17 protein-coding genes are annotated in these 22708 nt (G+C 70.9%); 9 read left to right on the top strand and 8 right to left on the bottom strand.

Annotation, left to right across the window (positions count from 1 at the left end; genetic code table 11):
• Positions 1-11 precede the first annotated feature (11 nt).
• From OG747_RS28535 to OG747_RS28545, 3 genes are read right to left on the bottom strand one after another with little or no spacing between them, the layout of a single operon-like run.
• Complete coding sequence (locus OG747_RS28535; protein WP_405882242.1) at positions 12-986, bottom strand: hydroxymethylglutaryl-CoA lyase; 975 nt, start codon at positions 984-986, stop codon at positions 12-14.
• Positions 983-2917: an acetyl-CoA carboxylase biotin carboxylase subunit gene (locus OG747_RS28540; RefSeq protein ID WP_405882243.1), complete on the bottom strand. Its 1935-nt coding sequence runs from the start codon at positions 2915-2917 to the stop codon at positions 983-985. The genes OG747_RS28535 and OG747_RS28540 overlap by 4 nt, the downstream gene beginning before the upstream one ends.
• Before the next feature lie 14 nt (positions 2918-2931).
• Complete coding sequence (locus tag OG747_RS28545; protein ID WP_405882244.1) at positions 2932-4548, bottom strand: carboxyl transferase domain-containing protein; 1617 nt, start codon at positions 4546-4548, stop codon at positions 2932-2934.
• A gap of 98 nt (positions 4549-4646) precedes the next feature.
• Between OG747_RS28545 and OG747_RS28550 the strand changes: the two genes are divergently transcribed.
• From OG747_RS28550 to OG747_RS28565, 4 genes are all read left to right on the top strand, one after another.
• Complete coding sequence (locus OG747_RS28550; protein ID WP_405882245.1) at positions 4647-5237, top strand: TetR/AcrR family transcriptional regulator; 591 nt, start codon at positions 4647-4649, stop codon at positions 5235-5237.
• Between the two features lie 102 nt (positions 5238-5339).
• Positions 5340-6497 (top strand): acyl-CoA dehydrogenase family protein, encoded by a 1158-nt coding sequence (locus OG747_RS28555; RefSeq protein ID WP_405882246.1) that lies wholly within the window; start codon positions 5340-5342, stop codon positions 6495-6497.
• A gap of 60 nt (positions 6498-6557) precedes the next feature.
• Positions 6558-7430: an acyl-CoA thioesterase II gene (tesB, locus tag OG747_RS28560; RefSeq protein ID WP_405882247.1), complete on the top strand. Its 873-nt coding sequence runs from the start codon at positions 6558-6560 to the stop codon at positions 7428-7430.
• Positions 7431-7447: 17 nt separating this feature from the next.
• Positions 7448-8431: a cation diffusion facilitator family transporter gene (locus OG747_RS28565; protein ID WP_405882248.1), complete on the top strand. Its 984-nt coding sequence runs from the start codon at positions 7448-7450 to the stop codon at positions 8429-8431.
• Between the two features lie 183 nt (positions 8432-8614).
• On the opposite strand, the gene OG747_RS28570 is transcribed toward OG747_RS28565, so the two are convergent.
• On the bottom strand, positions 8615-9400 hold the full coding sequence (locus OG747_RS28570) for a phosphatase (protein WP_405882249.1): 786 nt from the start codon (positions 9398-9400) through the stop codon (positions 8615-8617).
• 98 nt (positions 9401-9498) lie between these two features.
• Complete coding sequence (locus OG747_RS28575) at positions 9499-11034, bottom strand: PucR family transcriptional regulator (protein WP_405885721.1); 1536 nt, start codon at positions 11032-11034, stop codon at positions 9499-9501.
• Positions 11035-11237: 203 nt separating this feature from the next.
• On the opposite strand from OG747_RS28575, the gene OG747_RS28580 reads away from it, so the two are divergent.
• From OG747_RS28580 to OG747_RS28595, 4 genes are all read left to right on the top strand, one after another.
• On the top strand, positions 11238-12719 hold the full coding sequence (locus OG747_RS28580) for a sodium:solute symporter (RefSeq protein ID WP_405882250.1): 1482 nt from the start codon (positions 11238-11240) through the stop codon (positions 12717-12719).
• A gap of 177 nt (positions 12720-12896) precedes the next feature.
• Positions 12897-13901, top strand: coding sequence for an agmatinase (speB, locus tag OG747_RS28585; protein WP_405882251.1), 1005 nt, complete (start codon positions 12897-12899; stop codon positions 13899-13901).
• Entirely contained in the window at positions 13898-15580 is a 1683-nt protein-coding gene (locus tag OG747_RS28590) for a thiamine pyrophosphate-binding protein (protein WP_405882252.1), read from the top strand. The genes speB and OG747_RS28590 overlap by 4 nt, the downstream gene beginning before the upstream one ends.
• 241 nt (positions 15581-15821) lie before the next feature.
• Positions 15822-17033, top strand: a complete 1212-nt coding sequence (locus tag OG747_RS28595; protein WP_405882253.1) for a globin domain-containing protein — start codon at positions 15822-15824, stop codon at positions 17031-17033.
• A 119-nt stretch (positions 17034-17152) separates the two neighbouring features.
• Here the strand turns inward: OG747_RS28595 and OG747_RS28600 are convergent, their stop codons facing one another.
• From OG747_RS28600 to OG747_RS28610, 3 genes are all read right to left on the bottom strand, one after another.
• Complete coding sequence (locus OG747_RS28600) at positions 17153-17956, bottom strand: endonuclease I family protein (RefSeq protein ID WP_405882254.1); 804 nt, start codon at positions 17954-17956, stop codon at positions 17153-17155.
• Between the two features lie 193 nt (positions 17957-18149).
• On the bottom strand, positions 18150-20477 hold the full coding sequence (locus tag OG747_RS28605; RefSeq protein WP_405882255.1) for a glycosyltransferase family 39 protein: 2328 nt from the start codon (positions 20475-20477) through the stop codon (positions 18150-18152).
• A 94-nt stretch (positions 20478-20571) separates the two neighbouring features.
• Complete coding sequence (locus tag OG747_RS28610; RefSeq protein ID WP_405882256.1) at positions 20572-21189, bottom strand: hypothetical protein; 618 nt, start codon at positions 21187-21189, stop codon at positions 20572-20574.
• A 544-nt stretch (positions 21190-21733) separates the two neighbouring features.
• Between OG747_RS28610 and OG747_RS28615 the strand changes: the two genes are divergently transcribed.
• Positions 21734-22672: a serine hydrolase gene (locus OG747_RS28615; RefSeq protein ID WP_405882257.1), complete on the top strand. Its 939-nt coding sequence runs from the start codon at positions 21734-21736 to the stop codon at positions 22670-22672.
• Positions 22673-22708: the final 36 nt, after the last annotated feature.

The raw sequence follows: 22708 nt of genomic DNA on the forward strand, positions 1-22708 counted from the left end.
GGACATGGGGATCACTCCTGGTGGGAGAGGGCTTTGACGGTGCGGGACGGGCTGGGTCGGCCCAGTTGTCCGGCCATCCACACGCTGGTGGCGGTGAGGCGGCCGAGGTCGACCCCGGTGTCGATACCGAGGCCCTGGAGCATCCATACGAGGTCTTCGGTGGCGAGGTTGCCGGTGGCGGACTTGGCGTAGGGGCAGCCGCCGAGGCCGCCCGCGGACGCGTCGACGGTCGTGACACCGTGCTGGAGCGCGGCCAGGGTGTTGGCGAGCGCCTGGCCGTAGGTGTCGTGGAAGTGCACGCCGAGGGCGCTGGTCGGTACGCCCTCCTCGTTCAGCTCCGACAGCAGGTCCTGGACGTGGCCCGGCGTCGCCACGCCGATCGTGTCGCCGAGGCTCAGCTCGTCGCAGCCCATGTCCATCAGGGCCTTGCAGACACGCACGACCTGGTGGATGGGGACGGGGCCCTCCCAGGGGTCGCCGAAGCACATGGAGATGTAGCTGCGGACGTGCACCTTGTCCGCCTTGGCCCGCTCCACCACCGGCTCGAACATGGCCAGGGACTCGTCGACGGTCCGGTTGAGGTTGGCCTTCGCGAAGGACTCCGTCGCGCTGGCGAACAGGGCGACCTGGCGGGCGCCGAGGGCCAGCGCCCGGTCCAGACCCCGTTGGTTCGGTACGAGGACCGGGAGGTGCACACCCGGCGGATCGCTCCGGTGGCTCCGGTTGCCCAGGTCGCTCACGAGCGGGAACAACTGCTCCGCGTCCGCCAGTTGGGGCACCCACTTGGGGTGCACGAAGCTGGTGGCCTCGATGGTGGCCAGGCCCGAGTCGGCGAGCCGCCGGATGAACTCGGCCTTCACCTCCGTCGGCACGGTCGCTTTCTCGTTCTGCAGCCCGTCGCGCGCGCCGACCTCGTAGATCCGCACCCGGGCGGGCAGGTCCGGGGCCGGTACGACCATGGGAAGGCCGAGTTCGGGGGTGCTCATGTCGTCTCCTCGTACGGCGTGATCACGGCCAGCACCTGGTCCATGGCGACCGTTGTGCCCGGCGTGACGTCCAGTTCGCTGACGATCCCGGCGTGCGGGGCGGAGATGACGTGCTCCATCTTCATCGCCTCGACCACCAACAGGCTCTGTCCGGCCGCCACCTCGTCCCCTACGGCCACCTTCACGACGGTCACCGTGCCGGGCATGGGCGCGGTGAGCGAGTCGGCCCCGGAGTGCGCGGCACCGGTGAGGGAGGCGGCCACGGGGTCGTGGTCGCGTACCTGCCAGGCGTCGCCGTCGCGGCCCACCCAGTCGCCGGCGCGGTGGAAGGTGTGGCGTACGCCGTCGAGGGTGACGGAGACACGGTCCACCGAGACCGTGGCGGTGCCCGTCGCGACGTATCGCACGGGGTCGAGTCCCGGCACCCGCAGGTCGAATCCGACCGGCTCGGCCGAGCCCCCGAGCCGCCACCCGCTCGGCACCGAGAACGGGTCGGTCCAGCCCTCGCCCCGGGGTTTCAGCCCGTCGAGGCGTACGGCGGCCGCCGCCTCGTACACCTCCTCCGGCACCTCGTACGAGACCAGTGAGTCCGCTTCCCGCTCCACCAGCCCCGTGTCCAACTCGCCCGCCACCACGGCCGGATGGGCCAGCAGCCGCCGCAGGAACCCGGCGTTGGTCTGCACGCCGAGCGTGACCGTCTCCGCGAGGGCGGCGCGCAGCTTCCTCAGCGCGGTCGCGCGGTCGGGCCCGTACGCGATGACCTTGGACAGCATCGGGTCGTACAGGCTGCCGACCTCCGTGCCCTCGCTCAGTCCCGAGTCGGTTCGTACCCCGTCGCCCTGCGGCTCGTGCAGGGCGAGCACCGTGCCGCCCGAGGGCAGGAAGCCGCGCGCCGGGTCCTCGGCGCAGACGCGGGCCTCCACCGCATGCCCCGTGAGCGTGATGTCCTGTTGTTCGTAGGGGAGTTGCTCGCCCGCGGCGACTCGCAGCTGCCACTCCACCAGGTCGAGCCCCGTGACCAGCTCGGTGACGGGGTGCTCCACCTGGAGGCGGGTGTTCATCTCCATGAAGTAGTACGAGGACGGGTCGGAGCCGGGGACGATGAACTCGACCGTGCCCGCACCCTCGTACCCGCAGGAGCGGGCCGCCTGGACCGCCGCCTCGCCCATCGCGGCCCGGGTGTCGGCGTCCAGGAGCACACTGGGCGCCTCCTCGATGATCTTCTGGTGGCGGCGCTGGAGGGAGCACTCGCGCTCGCCCAGGTGGACGACATTGCCGTGGCCGTCGGCCAGGACCTGGATCTCGATGTGCCGGGGGCGGTCGATCCAGCGCTCCACGAGGAGGGTGTCGTCGCCGAAGGAGGCGCGGGCCTCACGGCGGGCGGCGGCGATCTCGTCGGACAGCGCCGATGAGTCCCGTACCAGCCGCATGCCCTTGCCGCCGCCGCCCGCCGATGGCTTGAGCAGCACGGGCATGCCGATCTCCCGTGCGGCGTCGGCCAGTTCCGCGTCCGTGAGCCCGCTGCCGCGGGACCCCGGCACCACGGGCACTCCGGCCGCCTTCACCGTCTCCTTGGCGCGGATCTTGTCGCCCATCAGCGCGATCGCGTCGACGGGCGGGCCGATGAAGACGAGCCCGGCCTCGGCGCACGCGCGCGCGAACGAGGCGTTCTCGGCGAGGAAGCCGTACCCGGGGTGCACCGCCTGCGCCCCCGTCCGGGCGGCCGCCTCCAGCAGCCGCTGTACCGACAGATAGCTCTCGGCGGCCGGCGCCGGACCGATCCGTACCGCCGTGTCGGCCTCCCGGACGTGCCGGGCGTCGGCGTCCGCGTCGGAGAAGACGGCGACCGAGCGCACACCGAGCGCGCGCAGGGTGCGGATGACGCGTACGGCGATCTCGCCCCGGTTGGCCACAAGGACTGTCTCGAACATCTCGGGCACCCTCATCACATCCGGAAGACGCCGAACTGGGGCTCACCCAGTGGCGCGTTGGCGCAGGCGGTCAGGGCGAGCCCCAGCACCTGCCGGGTCTCCAGCGGGTCGATCACACCGTCGTCCCAGAGGCGGGCCGTCGCGTAGTAGGCGCTGCCCTGCCGCTCGTACTGGGCGCGGATCGGGGCCTTGAAGGCGTCCTCGTCCTCGGCGGGCCAGGACTCGCCGCGCGCCTCCAGCTGGTCGCGCTTGACGGTCGCGAGGACGGACGCGGCCTGCTCGCCGCCCATCACGGAGATCTTGGCGCCGGGCCACATCCACAGGAAGCGCGGCGAGTACGCCCGGCCGCACATCGAGTAGTTGCCCGCTCCGTACGAACCGCCGATCACCACGGTCAGCTTCGGCACGCGGGTGCAGGCCACGGCCGTCACCATCTTGGCGCCGTGCTTGGCGATGCCCCCGGCCTCGTACTGACGCCCCACCATGAAGCCCGAGATGTTCTGCAGGAACACGAGGGGGATGCCGCGCTGGTCGCACAGCTCGATGAAGTGGGCGCCCTTCTGGGCGGACTCGGAGAACAGGATGCCGTTGTTGGCGACGATGCCCACCGGGTGGCCGTGGACGCGGGCGAAGCCGGTCACCAGCGTCTGCCCGAACTCGGCCTTGAACTCGGCGAAGCGCGAACCGTCCACCACGCGCGCGATGACCTCGCGTACGTCGTACGGCGTGCGGGAGTCGACCGGCACGGCGCCGTACAGCCCGTACGGGTCCACTTTGGGCTCCACGGACTGTTCGACCGCCCAGGGCAGGGGGCCGCGCGCGGGGAGCGTGGCCGCGATGTTCCGTACGATCCGCAGCGCGTGCGCGTCGTCCTCGGCGAGGTGGTCGGTGACGCCCGACACGCGTGCGTGGACCTCGCCGCCGCCCAGCTCCTCGGCGGTGACGACCTCACCGGTGGCGGCCTTCACCAACGGGGGCCCGCCGAGGAAGATCGTGCCCTGATCGCGCACGATCACGGCCTCGTCGCTCATGGCCGGGACATACGCGCCGCCGGCCGTGCAGGAGCCGAGGACGGCGGCGATCTGCGGGATTCCCGCTCCCGACATCCGCGCCTGGTTGTAGAAGATCCGCCCGAAGTGCTCGCGGTCGGGGAAGACCTCGTCCTGCATGGGCAGGAAGGCCCCTCCGGAGTCGACGAGATAGACACAGGGGAGGCGGTTCTCCAGCGCCACCTCCTGCGCCCGCAGGTGCTTCTTCACCGTCATCGGGTAGTACGTGCCGCCCTTGACGGTGGCGTCATTGGCGACGATCACGCACTCGCGCCCGCTGACCCGCCCGATCCCGGCGATCACTCCGGCGGCCGGTGCCTGCCCGTCGTACATCCCGTGGGCGGCGAGGGGGGCCAGCTCCAGGAAGGGGGAGCCGGGGTCGAGGAGCGTGTCCACGCGCTCGCGCGGGAGCAGCTTCCCGCGCGCGGTGTGGCGCTGCCGGGCCCGCTCGCCGCCCCCGAGCCGCGCCTCGGCGAGCTTGGCGCGCAGCTCCTCACCGAGGGCGCGATGGGCCGCCTCGTTGGCCCGCCAGGCCTCCGACGCGGGGTCTGCCGCGCTCGTCAGCTCCGGTGCTTCTCGCATGTCCTGCGGTCCCCTCACCAGTGGTCCACCAGTTAATGAGCGTTAACGCATTTCCTCAAGGTTAACGACCGCTAACCTCCCTGTCTAGAATTGCTTCCATGGCCACGAGAACCGACGCCCCCACCCGACGCGAGCAGATCCTGAAGGAGGCCGCCCGGCTGTTCGCCGAGCGCGGCTTCCATGGCGTCGGGGTGGACGAGATAGGAGCGGCGGTCGGCATCAGCGGCCCCGGTCTGTACCGGCACTTCGCGGGCAAGGATGCGATGCTCGCCGAACTGCTGGTGGGGATCAGCGGGCAGCTGCTCACGGGTGGCAAGCGGCGGGTGGCGGAGGCGGACGGGAACGCCGAGGCGGTCCTCGACTCGCTCATCGAGGGGCACATCGACTTCGCGCTCGACGACCGCCCGCTGATCACCCTGCACGACCGCGAGCTGGACCGCCTCCGCGACAGCGACCGCAAGCTCGTACGACAGCTCCAGCGGCAGTACGTCGAGCTGTGGGTGGAGGTCGTGCGCGAGGTGTACCCGTCCCTGGCGGAGCCCACGGCCAGGTCCGCCGTGCACTCGGTCTTCGGCCTGCTGAACTCCACACCGCACCTGGGACGACCGGGCGCGCTGCCGGGACGCGCGGGGACCGCCGAGCTGCTGCACCGGATGGCGAGGGGGGCCTTCCGGGCCGCCGGGGCGTGACGAGCGTCATGGACTGGTTGGTCTGGACGACCGTCATGACCGGCGGGTAACCTGCCATCTGAGCAAGCGCTTAGACAGAAATCCCAGGTGGAGGTGGCGGCGGTGCGCCGTACTGTGTTCAACGAGGACCACGAGGCGTTCCGGGAGACCCTGCGGGCCTTCATCGAGGCCGAGGTCGTTCCGGTCCACGACGAGTGGTTCGCCGCGGGCCAGGCGCCGCGCGACTTCTACTACAAGCTCGCCGAGCTCGGCGTCTTCGGCATCCGCGTGGACGAGGAGTACGGCGGCGCCGGCATCGACTCGTACAAGTTCGAGGCCGTGATGTACGAGGAGACCGCCCGCGCGGGTGTCTCCTTCGGCGGCTCCGGCGTGCACGTGCTGCTCGGCCTGCCGTACATAAAGATGCTGGCCACCGACGAGCAGAAGAAGAAGTGGCTGCCGAAGTTCGTCTCCGGTGAGGAGATGTGGGCCCTCGCGATGACCGAGCCGGGCACCGGTTCCGACCTCGCGGGCATGAAGACCACCGCGAAGCTCTCCGAGGACGGCACGCACTACGTCCTCAACGGCGCCAAGACCTTCATCACCGGTGGCGTGCACGCCGACCGTGTCATCGTCTGCGCCCGCACCTCCGCGCCGACGGCCGAGGACCGCCGCTTCGGCATCTCCCTGTTCGCCGTGGACACCAAGTCCGAGGGCTACTCCGTCGGCCGCAAGCTCGACAAGCTCGGCCTGAAGACCTCCGACACCGCCGAGCTGGCGTTCGTCGATGTGAAGGTGCCGGTCGAGGACCTGCTCGGCGAGGAGAACAAGGGCTTCTACTACCTCGGCGGCAACCTGCCCTCCGAGCGCTGGGGCATCGCCTTCGGCGCGTACGCGCAGGCCGCGGCGGCCGTCCGGTTCGCCAAGGAGTACGTCCAGGAGCGCACCGTCTTCGGCAAGCCGGTCGCCCACTTCCAGAACACCAAGTTCGAGCTGGCCGCCTGCCAGGCCGAGGTGGACGCCGCGCAGGCCGTGGTCGACCGCGCCCTGGAGGCCCTCGACGCGGGCGAGTTGTCCCCGGCCGAGGCCGCCAGCGCCAAGCTGTTCTGCACCGAGGTCGCGCACCGCGTCATCGACCGCTGCCTCCAGCTGCACGGTGGCTACGGCTTCATGAACGAGTACCCGATCGCCCGCCTGTACGCGGACAACCGCGTCAACCGCATCTACGGCGGCACCAGCGAGGTCATGAAGATGATCATCGCGAAGGACATGGGTCTGTGACCTGGCCCGCGACACGGGCTCGTAAGGCCGGCGAAATTACTGCACGGTACAACTGACACCATGAGTCAGGCACTTCAGTCTCTCCTCGATCTGCTCGACCTCGAGCGGATCGAGGAGAACATCTTCCGCGGCCGGTCCCAGTCCGCCGTCGTCCCGCGCGTCTTCGGCGGGCAGGTGGCGGCCCAGGCGCTGGTCGCCGCGGGGCGCACGGTCCCCCAGGACCGGTTCGCGCACTCCCTGCACGCGTACTTCCTGCGTGCGGGGGACCCCGGCGCGCCCATCGTGTACTCGGTGGACCGCATCAGGGACGGCCGTTCCTTCACCACCCGCCGGGTCGTCGCCGTCCAGCACGGACAGCCGATCTTCCACCTCTCCGCGTCCTTCCAGACGTACGAGGAGGGCATGGAGCACCAGGCGGCGATGCCGCCCGCGCCCGACCCGGAGACGCTGCCCACGGCCGCCGAACTGCTGCCGCTGTACGCCGACGTCATCAAGGACCCCGTCGTCGTGGAGCGCCTCCTCGAATCACGCGAGTCCGTCGACCTGCGCTACGTCGACGCGCCGCCGTACGGCAGCGTCGGCGAGCCCCGCGAACCGCACTCCCAGGTGTGGTTCCGCACCAACGGCAAACTGGCCGACGATCCCCTCCTGCACGTCGTCCTCGCCACGTACGTCTCCGACATGACGCTCCTCGACTCCATCCTGCTCGCGCACGGACGCGGCGGCTGGGTGACCGGAGACGTCGTCGGGGCCTCGCTGGACCACGCGATGTGGTTCCACCGCCCGTTCCGCGCCGACGAATGGCTGCTGTACGACCAGGAGTCGCCGTCGGCCTCCGGCGGCCGGGGCCTGGGTCAGGCCCGCATCTACACGCAGGACGGCCGGCTGGCCATTTCGGTGATCCAGGAGGGCGTGGTCCGCATTCCCCGGTAGCCCGGTAAGACTGGGGCATGGTCACGACTGAAGCGGAAGTCGCACAGGAGGACGGCGGCGGCGAGAGCACCGCCACGGTGGTCGTCGCCGCCCTCGCCAATCTCGGGATCGCGGTGGCCAAGGCGGTCGCGGGCGTCATCAGCGGATCGAGCGCGATGCTGTCCGAGGCCGCGCACTCGGTGGCCGACACGGTCACCGAGGTGCTGCTGCTGACCGCGCTGAAACGCAGCGAGAAGCCCGCCGACGAGGAACACCCGCTGGGCTACGGCCCCGAACGGTACATCTGGGCGTTGCTCGCCGCCGTCGCCACCTTCGTCGGCGGTGCGGTCTTCTCGATGTACGACGGCATCCACACCCTCGCAGCGGGCGAGGAACTGGGCGACCCTCTCATCTCGTACATCGTCCTCGCGGTCGCCTTCGTCCTGGAGGGCTACTCGCTGCGCACCGGCCTACGCCAGGCGCGCGGCGAGGCGGAGCGGGTCGGGGCGTCCTTCAAGCGCTACCTCCGGTACACCCCGGACACCGCGGTGAAGGCCGTGGTGCTGGAGGACTCGGCCGCGCTGATCGGGCTGGTCCTCGCCGCGGGCGGTCTGCTCGGCGGGCAGCTCACCGGCTCGGGCGTCTGGGACGGCATCGCGTCCCTGCTCATCGGGATACTCCTGCTGTACGTCGCCTGGGTCCTCGGCCGTTCCAACGCGGAGCTGTTGATCGGCCGCCCGCTTCCCCAGTCGGTGCGGGAGCGGATTCGGGCCGAACTGCTGGCCGTGGAGCACGTGGAGGCCGTACTGGAGCTGACGACGCTGGTGCAGGGGCCGCGCGAGGCGTTGGTCGCGGCGAAGGTCGACTTCCGGGACGTGTCGACGGCAGGGCAGATCGAGTGGGCCTGCGAACAGGCGGAGCAGCGGCTGCGCGAGGTGTTCCCCGTGGTGAGCCGGGTGTACCTCGACCCGACGCCCGGGCGTGCCCAGCGCCGCGAGGAGGGCCTGGACCCGCGGCCGTGACGGGCCGTTGCGCCCCCGCCGCCCGTACCCGTCCCACCCCCAGGGGCTCCGCCCCCGCACCCCGCCAGGGGCGCTGCGCGAACGGCCCCCACCCACCCGTAGCCGAAAACGGACCCCGGGGTCCGGGGGCGAAGCCCCCAGGTCGGGACGGGACGGGTAGGGGCGGCGGGGGCGAAGAACCGGTTACAGACCCGCCGCGGACAGCAGGTACGCCGTCATCGGGTCGTAGAGCCGGGGGCTCGTGACGTGGTCGTCCAGAGGCACCGTCACCTGGACCGTGCCCTCGGACTCGGCGAGGAACAGCGCGGGGTCGTTGCAGTCCGCGTAGCCGACGGAGTCGATGCCGAGCTGGCCCGCGCAGCCGGCCCAGCCGTGGTCGGCGACGACCAGGTCGGGCAGGGGGCTGCCCGCGCCCTCCAGGCCCTTGAGGATCGCGCGCATCGGCTCGCCCGAGTGGGTGTGCCACAACGTGGCGCCGTGTTCGAGCACCGCCACGTCCGCGAACTGCATGACGTACCCCTCGTCCGTCTGCAGCCCGTCCGGGATGACGACGATCTCGCAGCCGGCGCCGCGCAGCGCGGCGGCGGTCGCGCGGTGCACGTCGAGGAGTCCACCGGGATGGCCGGTGGCGAACAGCACCCGCTGCTCACTCTCCGCCGCCTTGCGCAACCGCGCCGCCATCCGGTCCAGCGCGTCGACGGTCAGCTCGGGGTCGATGGTGTCCTGGCCGTAGCGGTACTCCGGGTCGTCGTTCACGCCGCAGCGCTCCGCCATCACCGCGAGGACGTCCTGCTCGTCGCTCCAACGGTCGCCGAGCTCCAGGCCGAGCCAGAAGTTGCGGTCGCCGTTCGCGAGCTTGCGGTAGTGGGAGAGGTTGTTCTCGCGGGGCGTGGCGACGTCGCCCGCGATACGGGTCCTGACGAGGTGGTCGACAAGCTCGGCGCGGCTGGGGGTCCCGGATATCGGCATGCCTCCCATTGTGCCGGGGCGCTCCGTTCGGGGGGCGGGTGTCCCGAGCGCTGGGACATGGGTCACTCGGGGGGTACCGGGACTTCGGCGGTACCGGCTCACCCCTCCCGCAACGCGAACCACAACTCCATCCGTACGTCCGCGTCGTCGAGGTCCGCCTCCAGCAACGCCGCACACCGTGCGATGCGTTGGCGGACGGTGTTGCGGTGGACGGCGAGGGCGACGGCCGTGCGGTCCCAACTGCCGTGCAGGGATAGCCAAGTGCGGAGGGTCTCGGTGAGGGCGGGGGTCGCGGCGATGGGCGCGAGAAGGGCGCGGGCGTGGGCCTCGGCGTCGGCCGGGGGCACAAGGTCCGCCAGGGCGGGGCGCTCACCGTGGCGGACGAGGGGCGTGCGGGTCGCCCGGGCGCGGGCCAGGGCGCGGGCCGCCTGCGCGTCGGCGGACGCCCACTCGTGCGGGCCGACCGCCGCGCTGACCCCGCAGATCCAGCCCTCCTGCGCGGTCGGCTCGCGGTCGCCGGGGACGAGGACGCGTACGACACCCCCGCCGGTGTCGATGAGCACGGAGCCCAGCGCCGCCCCCAGCGCGGACGCGGCGACGGCGTCCGGCGCCGGGCCGTCTGCCGTTGGGCGGGCGTGCACGACGGTCCACCGGTCCCCGCCGAGCAGCGGGGCCACGTCCTCGGGCGTGGCGCCCAGCAGGAGGCGTACGAGCGCCGCCGAGCGCGCCGCGCCGCTCCCGCTCTGCTGCTCCCCGGTGAGGAGGGAGAGGAGGACGGCCGCGACGGAGGCGATGGTGTGGTCCCCGGGGTCCCGGCGCGGCGCCGCGACCCCGAGGACGAAGCCCCGTCCGCCGCCGAGGGCGTACGCGGCGAGGTGGGTGCCGCCCACGGTGTCGGTGGCGGAGGAGGGGGTGGGAGTGGGGGAAGGGGTGGGATCCTGGGGGCCTGCGGTCTGGGTTGCCCCGGGGCGTACGACGGCGGCCAGGGCGCCGAGGGCGGTCACGGGGCCGTCCTCCGGTGTTCTCCCCGCCCGGGCCAGCTCCGCGCCCTCCGGGCCGTACAGCACCGCCCAGCCGCTCACCCGCTGGGCCAGCCGCCGCAGCACCGCCGCCACCGGGTCCGGGCGCGCCGCGGCGGCCGCCAGGCTCTGCTGGGCCTCCGTGACGCGCCGCAGCTCCGCCAGTCGGGCCTGCGCCATCAGCTGCCACACCGCGCGGGCCACGCCCGAGAAGGTGGTCTGGGGCGGGACCTCCAGCAGGGGCAGGCCGTAGGTGTCGCAGGCCGCGACCAGGGCGCGCGGGACCGTGTCGTGCACCGGCGCCAGGCCGAAGCCGAGCGCCGCACCGCCCGCCGCCACGATCCGGGAGACGTAGTCGTCGAAGTACGTGCCCGAGCCCGCCGCCTCCGGGATGTGCACCCCGGCGGTCAGCAGCAGCTCACCGCCCAGCAGATACGGGTACGGGTCCGCCATCTCCGACGTGTGCGCCCAGTGGATCACCGTGTCCAGGTCGGAGGGGCCCGCGATGTGGCGCAGGCCGAGATCCTCCCGGGCCAGGAGTGCGGACAGTGGGACCGGTGGGGTGGGCGGGACTGGTGTGGCGGATGTGTCCGACACGGTGGACGTTCCCTCCATCCGGATCGGCTGCAATGGATGAAACGTACACTTCAGAGTCATCTTCCGGCCACCTAAGGTCAGTGCCGTCGGCAGCCGCGGGTACGGGCGTATGTCCCCGCGATCAGCTGCCGGACTCCCGGCCGGGTATCGCTCGCCCGGCCCGCGTCCCCACGTCCATCTGCACGACACGCCACCGACGAGTGCGCGAAGGAGGGCCCCCTATGGCCGTCGACTACACAGTGATCGTCGTCTATCTGGCCGGCATGCTGGCCATGGGCTGGTGGGGCATGCGCCGCGCCAAGTCGAAGAGTGATTTCCTGGTGGCCGGGCGGCGCCTGGGCCCCGCGATGTACTCCGGGACCATGGCCGCGATCGTCCTCGGCGGCGCGTCCACCATCGGCGGCGTCGGGCTCGGATACCAGTACGGGCTCTCCGGCGCCTGGATGGTGTTCACCATCGGCCTCGGGCTCCTCGCCCTCTCCGTCTTCTTCTCCGCCCGCATCGCCCGCCTGAAGGTCTACACCGTCTCCGAGATGCTCGACCTCCGCTACGGCGGCCGGGCCGGTGTCATCTCCGGTGTCGTCATGTGGGCGTACACCCTGATGCTCGCGGTCACCTCGACCATCGCGTACGCCACCATCTTCGACGTCCTCTTCGACATGAACCGGACACTCGCGATCATCATCGGCGGCTCCATCGTCGTCGCGTACTCCACGCTCGGCGGCATGTGGTCGATCACCCTCACCGACATGGTGCAGTTCGTCGTGAAGACCGTCGGTGTGCTGCTGCTCCTGCTCCCCATCGCGGTGATCAAGGCCGGTGGGTTCAGCGAGATGAAGGCCAAGCTGCCCACGGAGTACTTCGACCCGCTGGGCATCGGCGGCGAGACGATCTTCACCTACGTGCTGATCTACACCTTCGGCATGCTCATCGGCCAGGACATCTGGCAGCGCGTGTTCACCGCCCGCGGCGACAGGACCGCCAAGTGGGGCGGCACCGTCGCCGGCACCTACTGCCTGGTGTACGCCCTCGCCGGCGCCGTCATCGGCACGGCGGCCAAGGTGCTCTACCCGACGCTGCCCAGCGCCGACACCGCCTTCGCGACCATCGTCAAGGACGAACTCCCGGTCGGCGTTCGGGGCCTCGTGCTCGCCGCCGCCCTCGCCGCCGTGATGTCCACGTCATCCGGCGCCCTCATCGCCTGCGCCACCGTCGCCAACAACGACATCTGGGCCAAGCTGCGCGGGGCCGTACGGCGCGACGGCGAGGTGCGTGACGGCGAGGCGCACGACGAGGTCAAGGGGAACCGTGTCTTCATCCTGGTCATGGGCATCGCCGTGATCTGTACCGCCATCGCCCTCAACAACGTCGTCGAGGCGCTGACCGTCGCGTACAACCTGCTCGTCGGCGGTCTGCTCGTCCCGATCCTCGGCGGACTGCTGTGGAAGCGCGGGACCGTGCACGGCGCGCTCGCCTCCGTCGTCGTCGGCGGGCTCGCGGTCATCGGGCTGATGGCGACGTACGGCATCCTTGCGAACGAGCCCGTCTACTACGGGCTGCTTTCCTCGCTGGTCGCGTACGTGATCGTCTCCCTGGCCACACCCGCGACCGACCCGGCGGTCCTGGCCGCCTGGCGCGAGCGGCTGGCCGGGCACGGCGCGAATGCCGAGGCCGCGGCGGAGGCGGCGACCGTGGGCGCCTAGCCGCCGCACCCCCAGCCCCCGAAGAACTTCGGCCCGGCCGCCACACGGCGTCCGGGCCGGGCGGCCCCCGGTCAGTGGGGTCCGCGACACTGGAAAAGCACCACCTGTACGACGCATCACCTGTACGACGCATCACCCGTATCACGCATCACCCGTACCACCTGGAGGAGTCCGACGATGAGCAGCACCGAGTACCCGGCAGCAGGCGGCAGCCAGCCACGCGGCCCCGTCGACTCGTCCCGCGTCCCGCGGTACGCGGGCCCCGCGACCTTCGCCCGGCTGCCGCGCCTCGACGAGGTCGGCAGCGCCGACGTCGCCGTGGTCGGCGTGCCCTTCGACTCCGGGGTCTCCTACCGGCCGGGCGCCCGCTTCGGCGGCAACGCCATCCGTGAGGCCTCCCGCCTGCTGCGCCCGTACAACCCGGCGCAGGACGCCTCCCCCTTCGCCCTCGCCCAGGTCGCCGACGCCGGTGACATCGCGGCGAACCCGTTCAACATCAACGAGGCCGTCGAGGCGGTCGAGGCCGCGGCCGACGAGCTGCTCGGCACGGGTGCCCGCCTGATGACGCTGGGCGGCGACCACACCATCGCCCTCCCGCTCCTGCGCTCCGTCGCCAAGAAGCACGGCCCGGTGGCCCTGCTCCACTTCGACGCGCACCTCGACACCTGGGACACCTACTTCGGCGCCGAGTACACGCACGGCACCCCGTTCCGCCGGGCCGTCGAGGAGGGCATCCTCGACACCTCCGCCCTCTCCCACGTCGGCACCCGCGGCCCGCTGTACGGCAAGCAGGACCTCACGGACGACGAGAAGATGGGCTTCGGCATCGTCACGTCCGCCGACATCTACCGGCGTGGCGCGGACGAGGTCGCCGACCAGCTGCGCCAGCGCATCGGTGACCGCCCGCTGTACATCTCCATCGACATCGACTGCCTCGACCCGGCGCACGCCCCCGGCACGGGCACGCCGGAGGCCGGCGGCATGACCTCCCGCGAGCTGCTGGAGATCCTGCGCGGACTGTCCTCCTGCAACCTGGTCTCCGCGGACGTGGTCGAGGTCGCGCCCGCGTACGACCACGCCGAGATCACGGCGGTGGCCGCGTCCCACACGGCGTACGAACTGACGACGATCATGTCCCGCCAGATCGCGGCGGCCAGGGCTCAGGAGGCCGGGAACAAGTGACTCACGACCACGACCTGGTGCTCCGTCCGTCGGCGGCACAGACGGAGGCCGCGCTGAATCCGCCCCCCGGCCGCAACGGCGGAGACCTGGTCGTGGAGACCCTCTCCGGTCTCGGCGCCACGACCGTCTTCGGCCTGCCCGGCCAGCACGCCCTTGGCATGTTCGACGCCCTGCGCCGCTCCTCGTTGCAGTACATCGGCCTGCGGGTGGAGAACAACGCGGGGTTCGCGGCCGACGCGTACGGCCGCATCACTGGTGAGGCGGCGCCCCTGCTGCTCTCCACCGGCCCGGGAGCGCTGACCTCCCTGGCCGCGCTCCAGGAGGCCGCCGCGGCCTCCGCCCCCGTCCTCGCCATCAGCAGCCAGATCCCCACCGCGGGACTGGGCGGCGGACGCCACGGCTATCTGCACGAACTCCCTGACCAGCAGGCGTCGTTCAGGGGTGTCGTCAAGTCCGTCCACACGGTCCGTACGCAGTCGCAGATCCCCTCCGCGATCGCGGCGGCCTGGGAGTCGGCCCTGACCGCCCCGCACGGCCCGGTCTGGGTGGAGATCCCGCAGGACGTCCTGCTCGCCGAGACCCACCTGCCGCAGGTCACGGCGATGGACGCGACCCCGGAGGACGTGGTCCCGCGCCCCGAACTGACCGCGCTGGCGGCCCACTTGCTGTCCACGGCGGCCCGCCCCGCGATCATCGCGGGCGGCGGGGTCGTACGGTCGGACGCGTCCGGCAAGCTGAAGTCGCTGGCGGAGAAGCTGAACGCGCCGGTCGTCACCACCTTCGGCGGCAAGGGCGCCTTCCCCTGGACCCACCCGCTCTCGCTCCAGTCCTGGCTGGAGGACCGGCACACCACGGACTTCCTGGAGGACGCGGACGTCCTCCTGGTCGTCGGCTCCGGCCTCGGCGAACTGTCCTCGAACTACCACACGTTCAAGCCCCGCGGCCGGGTCATCCAGATCGAGGCCGACCTCGGCAAGCTGGAGTCCAACCACCCGGCGATCGGCATCCACGCGGACGCCAGGCTCGCGCTCTCCGCGCTCCTGGAGACCGTCGAGGACCGCCCCGACCCGGCGGCGGCGGACCGCGTCCGCGTGCTGCTCGACCGGGTGGGGGAGCGTATCGCCGCACAGGAACTCACCCTGGAACAGGAAGTGCTGGCGTCCGTCCGCCGGGCCCTCCCGTCCACCTCCCCGTCCTTCTGGGACATGACCATCCTGGCGTACTGGGCGTGGTCCGCCTTCGACCCGCGCGGGAAGAACACCATGCACTCCGCCCAGGGCGCGGGCGGCCTCGGCTACGGCTTCCCGGCGGCCATCGGCGCGGCGGCGGCCGATCCCACCCGCCCGGTCCTCGCGGTCTCCGGCGACGGCGGCGCGTTGTATTCGATCGCGGAACTGGCCACGGCGAGGCAGCACGACCTGAACGTCACCTGGCTGATCATCGACGACGGCGGCTACGGCATCCTGCGCGAGTACATGACCGACGCCTTCGGCCGGCCCACGGCGACGGAGCTGGTCCGCCCCGACTACGTGGCCCTGGCCGAGTCCTTCGGCGTCCCAGGGGTCCGTACGACCCCCGAGACGCTGGAGGAGGACCTGTCGAAGGCCTTCGCGAGCCCCGGCCCGTCCGTGGTGCTACTCCCGGCGGTGCTGCGGATGTTCGCGCCCACCCACCTCTGAGGTCGACGCGAACGTGTGGAGGCGGCCCGGGCCGCCCCGTGCGCGGAGGCCGGCAGAACCGGCCGAGTAGCCCGGCCATGAGGGTCGCCATAACCTGGAGGGAGATCCCCCAGATCCTGGCCGCGGCATCCAGCCACCTGCGGGCAAGGGCTGCCAGGCCCTGGATCGGCCTCGTCGCGGACCGCCAGGGGGTCCCGGCACCCCCGTCAGTCCCCGCACATCCTCAGCGGAGGAACTGGTCATGCTCTCAGACACGTCGCGGCCGGTCGTCACAGCGACGCTACCGGTCGTCGCCGAGCACATCGGAGAAATCGCCCAGCGTTTCTACCGGCACATGTTCACCGAGCACCCCGAACTCCTGGACGGCATCTTCAACCGTGCCAACCAGGCCCACGGGGAGCAGCAGAAGGCGCTGGCCGGATCGGTGGCGGCGTTCGCGAGTGGACTGGTGGCAACACCGGAGCAGCTTCCGGAGCATCTGCTCTCGCGGATCGCGCACAAGCATGCGTCCCTCGGCATCCGTCCCGATCAGTACCAGATCGTCCACGACAATCTGATGTGGGCGATCGCCGACGTCCTGGGCGAGGCGGTCACTCCGGAGGTCGCCGCGGCCTGGGACGAGGTCTACTGGCTGATGGCCAACGCCCTGATCAACCAGGAACGCGGCCTCTACAGCGCGCGCGGGGTCAGGCCGGAGACGGTGTGGCGGCAGTGGGAGGTGGAGAAGAAGATCCGGGAGACCCACGACGTCGTGACCTTCGTCGTCAAGCGGATCGACGACCGCCTGGTGAAGACCTCGCTGCCCGGCCAGTACGTCACGGTACGGATGACGATGCCGGACGGGGTGCGCCAGCCCCGCCAGTACAGTCTGACGCGGGCCGACGACGGGGAGCACCGTCAGTTCTCGGTCAAGCGGGTTCAGGGCGCCGACGGAGAGCCCGACGGCGAGATGTCGACGCTCCTGCACGACTCGGTGGACGTGGGCGACGTGCTGACGCTCTCGCTGCCCTACGGCGACGTCGTGCTCGACGACGCGGGACGGCCGGTGGTGTTCGCCACCGCGGGCATCGGGATCTCCCCGATCGCCGGGATGCTCTCGCACCTCGCCAAGGCGGGGTCCGGGCTGCACATCACGCTGCTCCACGCCGATCTCGACGAGGCCTCCTTCCCCCTGCGTCGCCAGGTGATGAGCGACGTCCTGGAATTGCGGCACGCGGAGCTGTACGTCTGGTACGAGAAGGGCGTCGAGAGCATGGAGCCGGTGAACGGGGTCTTCGCGGGGATGATGGACCCGGCGGCTGTCGACCTGCCGGAGGACGCCCTGTACTACTTGTGCGGCCCGCTGCCGTTCATGCAGGCGGTGCGCAGCAGGCTGCTCGAACGGGGCGTCGGGGCCCGCGACGTCCAGTACGAGGTGTTCGGCCCCGACCTGTGGCAGGCGGACCTGGACTGACCTCCCCGTCTCGGCTGGGTGGGCGTAGGCGCCGATGCCGGCGCTACGACGGGGGATGTGACAGAACTCCCGGTGACGTACCGGGAGTTCCATCGAGAGTCCAACCCGTGCGCGGCCGTCTACCAGATCGCGTCGACCCACTCCGGGTGGTCGATGAACGGGTTGCGGTTGTGCTGGTAGGTGTCGTAGATGACCTGGTTGCGCTTCTCCTCGAAGGCGCTCGGCGGGTCCTCGTCGTTCCACTCCTTGAGCACGGAGAGCTTGCCGATGTACGGGTTGCTTCCGTTGTCCACCTTCTCGTTGGGCTCGAGGTCGGCGAAGCCGTCGCCGCCGTCGTAGCGCACCGCCATGTAGAGGATCATGCGGGCCACGTCGCCCTTGTCCGCGTCGCGCGGCTCGAACGAGTCGGAGTCGGTGAGGCTGCCGCCCCCGCCGCTGACCGCGCTGCCGCCGTCGTCGAAGTCCTTGTTGCCACGGATGCTGTTGACCTGGACGTCCGCGGGACGCAGGTGGTGCAGGTCCGTGCCCGGGCCGGTCACCTCGCCGAAGTCGCCGTGGGACTTGGCCCACACGTGCTCGCGGTTCCAGTCGCCCGTGTCTCCGCCGTTGAGGGACTTGGCGCGCGAGGCGCCGCTGTACAGCAGGATCACGTTGTTGCTGTTGTTCGGGTCCTGGTCGGTGACCTTCAGCGCGTCCCAGACCGCGGAGTACGAGATCTTCGACTGGCTGCTGATGATCGTGTGCAGCGAGGACTTCAGGCTGCTGCCGGTCTTCCCGACCGCGTTCTTGTAGTACGTGCTGTCGTACGCGGTCGTCGTGGCGCTCGCGGGAGTTGCGGTCATCGTCGGCAGGGTGAGGCCTACCAGGAGGGCTGAGGTCGTCAGTGCCAGCGTCTTCCAGCGGCGTATGTGCGTGGCGGGCATGGTGGGGGCGTCCGTTCTACGCGGGTTGAATGAGCGGGCACCGGAGCGTGACATGGACATGCGTTTCAGGGAATGAACAGGACGTGTCGGTTGCGTGTCGGAAACCGGCAAGTCGCTTGCTCTGCCCGCGATGTGACACACCAAAAGGCCCCTGCCCGACGGGGAGTCGGTCAGGGGCCCTGAGGGGAGTCGGTCAGTTCAGGTCGGAGGGGTCCAGGCGGTAGAGCGCGGACGTCTGGCCGCTCTGCGCCTGCGAGTCGGACTCAGTCGAGGTCTTGGTCGAGGTCTTGGCCGAGGTCTTGGAGGTCGACGAGGTGGAGGTGCTCTTGCTGTACGCGCTCTCCTTCACCACCGTCGCGTGCTTCTGCACCCAGGCCGTGACCTCCGAGCTGACGCTGTCGGAGCCGCCCTGGCCCATGCCGCCGCCTCCGCCCATGCCTCCGCCGAGCTGGATGTAGTGCAACTCGCCCTTCTTCACGAGCTCCTTGAGCTTGGCGAGCGTCATCGCCTTGTCGGTGCCGGACCAGCCCCACATGGAGATCACGGGCTGCCCGGTGCTGACGATCAGCTGCGCGGCGCTCTGCGAACTGGACACCGCGAGCAGCCACTTGGCGCCGTCCCGGTGCTTCTTCAGGTACGTGACCAGCTCACTGTCGGCGCCGCCGCCCATGCCGCGGCCCATGCCGCCACCGCCGAAGCCGCCGCGCGTCGCGCCGCCACCGGTGCCCTGGTCACCACCGGTACCGGTACCACCCGGGGGAGTACCCATGGCCTCGCCGCCCTGCTGCTGACCGTCCTCCTGGCCGCCCGGCATCCCACCGGTGGGCGCGCCACTGGGGGCTCCGTTCGGCGGCGTACCTGTCTGACCGTTCTGGCCGCCCTGTTGCTGGCCACCCTGCTGGCCGCCGGGCATCTCGCCCCCGCCGTTGCCGCCGGGGAAGCCGCCCGCGCGGTTCCCTCCGCCACCGGGTCCGCCCATGCCGTTGCCCGTGGTCGGACCGGCGGTCGGGTTGGTGCCGCCCATGCCGCCGCCCGAGCCCGAGGGTACGGACGCGGCGTACGCGGTCGGCCCCGCGAGGGACGCGACGACCGCGGCGGCCACCGAGGCCGTGAACAGCTGTACGCGCCGACCGGAGCGGAAGACCAGCAGCCCCGCAATCGCCAGCGCCATGAGCACGGCGATCGTCGGCCACAGCCAGGTGTTCCAGCCGGAGGCCCGGCGCAGCAGCACGATCGACCAGATGCCGGTGGCGCCCAGGGCGACGGGCAGCACCCACACCCACCTCTTGTCGTCCCGGAAGGCCCGCAGCAGCATGACCCCGCCGCCTCCGCACAGGGCCGCGATACCGGGGGCGAGCGCGGTCGTGTAGTACGGGTGCATGGTGCCTTCGGCCATGGCGAAGGTCAGGTAGTGGAAGAGGGTCCAGCCGCCCCAGAGGATCAGCGCGGCGCGGGTGAGGTCGGTGCGCGGGGCGCGGCCGCGCAGGATCAGACCGCCGACGAGGGCGATCGCGGCGAAGGGCAGCAGCCAGGAGATCTGGCCGCCGAGGATGTCGTTGAACATCCGGCCGAGACCGGCGGTACCGGCGAAGTTGGCGCCACCGCCACCCCCACCCCCACCGCCGCCGTTGCCGTCGCCGCCGAAGACCCGGCCCAGGCCGTTGTAGCCCATGATCAGGTTCCAGGCGGTGCCGTCGGTCGAGCCGCCGATGTACGGCCGTTCGGAAGCCGGCACCAGGGACACGGCCGCCGCCCACCAGAAGCTGGAGACGGCCAGGGCCACGCCCGCGAGCAGCAGGTTGATGATCCGCTTCACCAGGGGGAGGCGGGCCGCGTACAGGTACATGGCGAACACGGCGGGCAGGGCGATGTAGCCCTGGAGCATCTTGGTGTTGAAGGCGAGTCCGAAGCACACCGCGGAGCCGAGCAGCGGCACCAGTTTGCCGTCGCGGCCGGCGCGTAGCGCCAGAGCCGCGCCCCCGACCATCAGCAGCACCAGCAGCGAGTCGGGGTTGTTGTCACGGTTGATCGCGACGGTGATCGGGGTGAGCGCGAGCACCAGTGCGGCGATGGCGGCGGCCGCGTGCCCGAACACCCGCTTCACCGACGTGTGCAGGATCCAGATCGTGCCGACCGCGGCGGCGATCAGTGGCAGCATCATCTGCCAGGTGCCGAAGCCGAAGACACGGCAGAACAGGCCCATGACCATGAGAACGAGTGGCGGCTTGTCGACGGTCATGAAGTTGCCCGCGTCCAGCGAGCCGAAGAACCACGCCTTCCAGCTGTGCGTGCCACTGAGCACGGCGGCGCTGTAGAAGCTGTTCAGGCTGGAGGAGGACAGGTTCCAGGAGTACAACGCGGTGGCCAGCGCCATGATCGCGATCAGGGCGGGGAGTGACCAGCGCGGTGCGGTGGGCTCGGTGGGCGTGGGGGACGGCCCCTGGGGTGGCTCGACGCTCGGTGCGCCGGGGGCCACGGAGTGGCCGGGGGCCGGGGGCAGTGGGTCGGTGGCAGATGTCACCAGTGCACCATGCATACGGCCGATGGGCGGGGGCTGTGGTCTGCCTGGGGGCAAGCTGTGGATGGATGAGATCCCGGTAAGAGAACGGCGTGCCCTAACCGCGGTCCGGCTGGGAGAGCCAAGGGGCGAGCACGTCGCTCATCAATGCGGCGAAGGCACCGTCCAGGGTGTCTTCCCTGCGCTGGTCGCCCACTGCTTCGGGGCAGAGGGCGGCAGGGCGCGCGATCCAGAGGATCTTCCAGGTGCCGGCGTTCAGCGCGGGGTCGCCCCAGATCCCGCCGTTCGGGACGAGCGGGTGCAGCAGATCGCTGATCCGTTCCAGCGCGAGCCGTACCAAAAGGCCCTCGGTCGCTGTGTGCGCCGTAGCGAAGGCCTTGGGTGAGGAGCGGGCGACGGCGGCTGTGGTCGGATGGCGGCGGATGCTGCGAACAACCTGTGTCAGGTGGTCGGTGATCCCTGGAACGGTCCCGTCGCTGGGGCGGGTGCGGTGCGTCGCGTCGAAGGCGTGGGCGAGTTCGGCCTTCAGCGCGCGCAGGTGCAGTGCGGAGGCGGACTTCCAGTTGGCGTAAAGGAAGTTACGTGACGTGCCACAGCTGCGGGCGATGGCGGCGAGGGGCACGTCCAGGCCGTCGGTGCGCATGAGTTCGCGCACTACGGAGACCACCTGGGCCGTGCCGTAAGGGTTGCGCTCGTACGGGAATCCAGGGCTCATGGCACCCACTGTGCAAAAAGACGTGAGCAGTCGGGGGGTGATTGTCTCTCATGCACTCAAACGAGCGACCTGTGAGCGGTGGGGGCGGGATTGCGCACGGTTTCCGGCGGAGGTAGTGCCGACGCGGGGGGTGGTGGGCTCGCTCGGTACGGGTCGGCTGGAGTACGTGCCGCTTTGACGGATGTGACGAACGCCGACCCATCGGTGGCGGAGAAGACCGGCGCGGGGCCGTGCGGGATTTTGGAGAGCGGCGCGACTGCTCCCATGGTCCGGCGCGGGCTACCTCTCCCGCGTCGCCGACACCATCGAGAGCGTGCGGCTCGGCATGGCGGCGAACTCCTGGACGACGCGGCCGACATGTTGGCCGACCACAGGGCCACCGCCGCGCAACTCCGCTTCCTCGCGTGCCGTATGACCGAGTCGCCCGCCTTCCCGTACCCCCGTCCGCAGAACGCGCGTACAACTTTCGGCCACTCGAACGAGTCATGAGAGGCGGGTGCGCCATGGGCGCGCTCGTATCGGTTCAAGGGGATGGGAAGCCTCCATGACTCACCGGATGTCCCGGCGTGCCCGTGTGCTCGCAGCGAGCCTCGGTGCCGGGGTGATCGTGCCGTTTGCGGCGGCTGCCGCACCGGCCACCGCCGCCACGGCGCCGCAGGTCAGCTGTACGTCGAGCAAGGCGGGCCTGGCCACCAAGCTGCAGACGGACATCACCACGGCGCTCAAGGGCCGCGCCGGCACCGTCGCCGTCGGTCTCTACGACCGGACGACGAAGACCACCTGCACCCTGCGGAGCACCACCGCCTACGACTCCGCCAGCGTCGTCAAGGTCACCGTGCTGGCCACGCTGCTGTGGGACGCCAAGAAGCACGACCGGTATCTGACCAGCCGTGAGCAGAGCCTCGCCACGGCCATGATCACCAAGTCGGACAACGCCGCCACCAGCACGCTGTGGAAGCAGCTCGGCGTGACCAAGGTGAAGGGCTTCCTCACCGCCGCCGGGATGACCCAGACCAAGCCGGGCGCCAACAACTACTGGGGTCTCACCCAGATCACCGTCCGGGACGAGCAGAAGCTGCTCGCGCTCCTCACCGCCAAGAACTCCGTGCTGAGCGACAACGCCCGTGCCTACGAGCTGAAGTTGATGAGCAAGGTCATCTCCTCGCAGCGCTGGGGCACCCCGGCCGGAGCACCCTCCTCGGTCGCCGTGCACGTCAAGAACGGCTGGCTGTCACGCTCCACGCACGGCTGGCGCGTGCACAGCGTCGGCACCTTCAACGGTGCGGGGCACGACTACATGATCACCGTGCTCACGCACGGCAACAGCACCATGCAGTACGGCGTCAACACCATCCAGGCCGTCGCCAAGGCCATCCACAAGGACCTGGTGCCGACCACCTCCACGAGCAGCGCGAGCGTGCAGCGGTACGTGCCCACGAGCAACCCCCAGGAAGCGATCCCGGCGGTGCCGTCCGCGGGCTGACGCTTCATGAGACGGCCTCCCGCGCGTCACCGAGTC

The organism is Streptomyces sp. NBC_01384 (assembly GCF_045040035.1).
Classification (GTDB): Bacteria; Actinomycetota; Actinomycetes; order Streptomycetales; family Streptomycetaceae; genus Streptomyces.

Excerpts from the sequence above, each read along its gene's own strand:
- OG747_RS28535 (WP_405882242.1), bottom strand. The coding sequence starts at position 986 with ATGAGCACCCCCGAACTCGGCCTTCCCATGGTCGTACCGGCCCCGGAC.
- OG747_RS28540 (WP_405882243.1), bottom strand. The coding sequence starts at position 2,917 with ATGTTCGAGACAGTCCTTGTGGCCAACCGGGGCGAGATCGCCGTACGC.
- OG747_RS28545 (WP_405882244.1), bottom strand. The coding sequence starts at position 4,548 with ATGCGAGAAGCACCGGAGCTGACGAGCGCGGCAGACCCCGCGTCGGAG.
- OG747_RS28550 (WP_405882245.1), top strand. The coding sequence starts at position 4,647 with ATGGCCACGAGAACCGACGCCCCCACCCGACGCGAGCAGATCCTGAAG.
- tesB (WP_405882247.1), top strand. The coding sequence starts at position 6,558 with ATGAGTCAGGCACTTCAGTCTCTCCTCGATCTGCTCGACCTCGAGCGG.
- OG747_RS28565 (WP_405882248.1), top strand. The coding sequence starts at position 7,448 with ATGGTCACGACTGAAGCGGAAGTCGCACAGGAGGACGGCGGCGGCGAG.
- OG747_RS28570 (WP_405882249.1), bottom strand. The coding sequence starts at position 9,400 with ATGCCGATATCCGGGACCCCCAGCCGCGCCGAGCTTGTCGACCACCTC.
- OG747_RS28575 (WP_405885721.1), bottom strand. The coding sequence starts at position 11,034 with ATGGAGGGAACGTCCACCGTGTCGGACACATCCGCCACACCAGTCCCG.
- OG747_RS28580 (WP_405882250.1), top strand. The coding sequence starts at position 11,238 with ATGGCCGTCGACTACACAGTGATCGTCGTCTATCTGGCCGGCATGCTG.
- speB (WP_405882251.1), top strand. The coding sequence starts at position 12,897 with ATGAGCAGCACCGAGTACCCGGCAGCAGGCGGCAGCCAGCCACGCGGC.
- OG747_RS28595 (WP_405882253.1), top strand. The coding sequence starts at position 15,822 with ATGCTCTCAGACACGTCGCGGCCGGTCGTCACAGCGACGCTACCGGTC.
- OG747_RS28600 (WP_405882254.1), bottom strand. The coding sequence starts at position 17,956 with ATGCCCGCCACGCACATACGCCGCTGGAAGACGCTGGCACTGACGACC.
- OG747_RS28610 (WP_405882256.1), bottom strand. The coding sequence starts at position 21,189 with ATGAGCCCTGGATTCCCGTACGAGCGCAACCCTTACGGCACGGCCCAG.
- OG747_RS28615 (WP_405882257.1), top strand. The coding sequence starts at position 21,734 with ATGACTCACCGGATGTCCCGGCGTGCCCGTGTGCTCGCAGCGAGCCTC.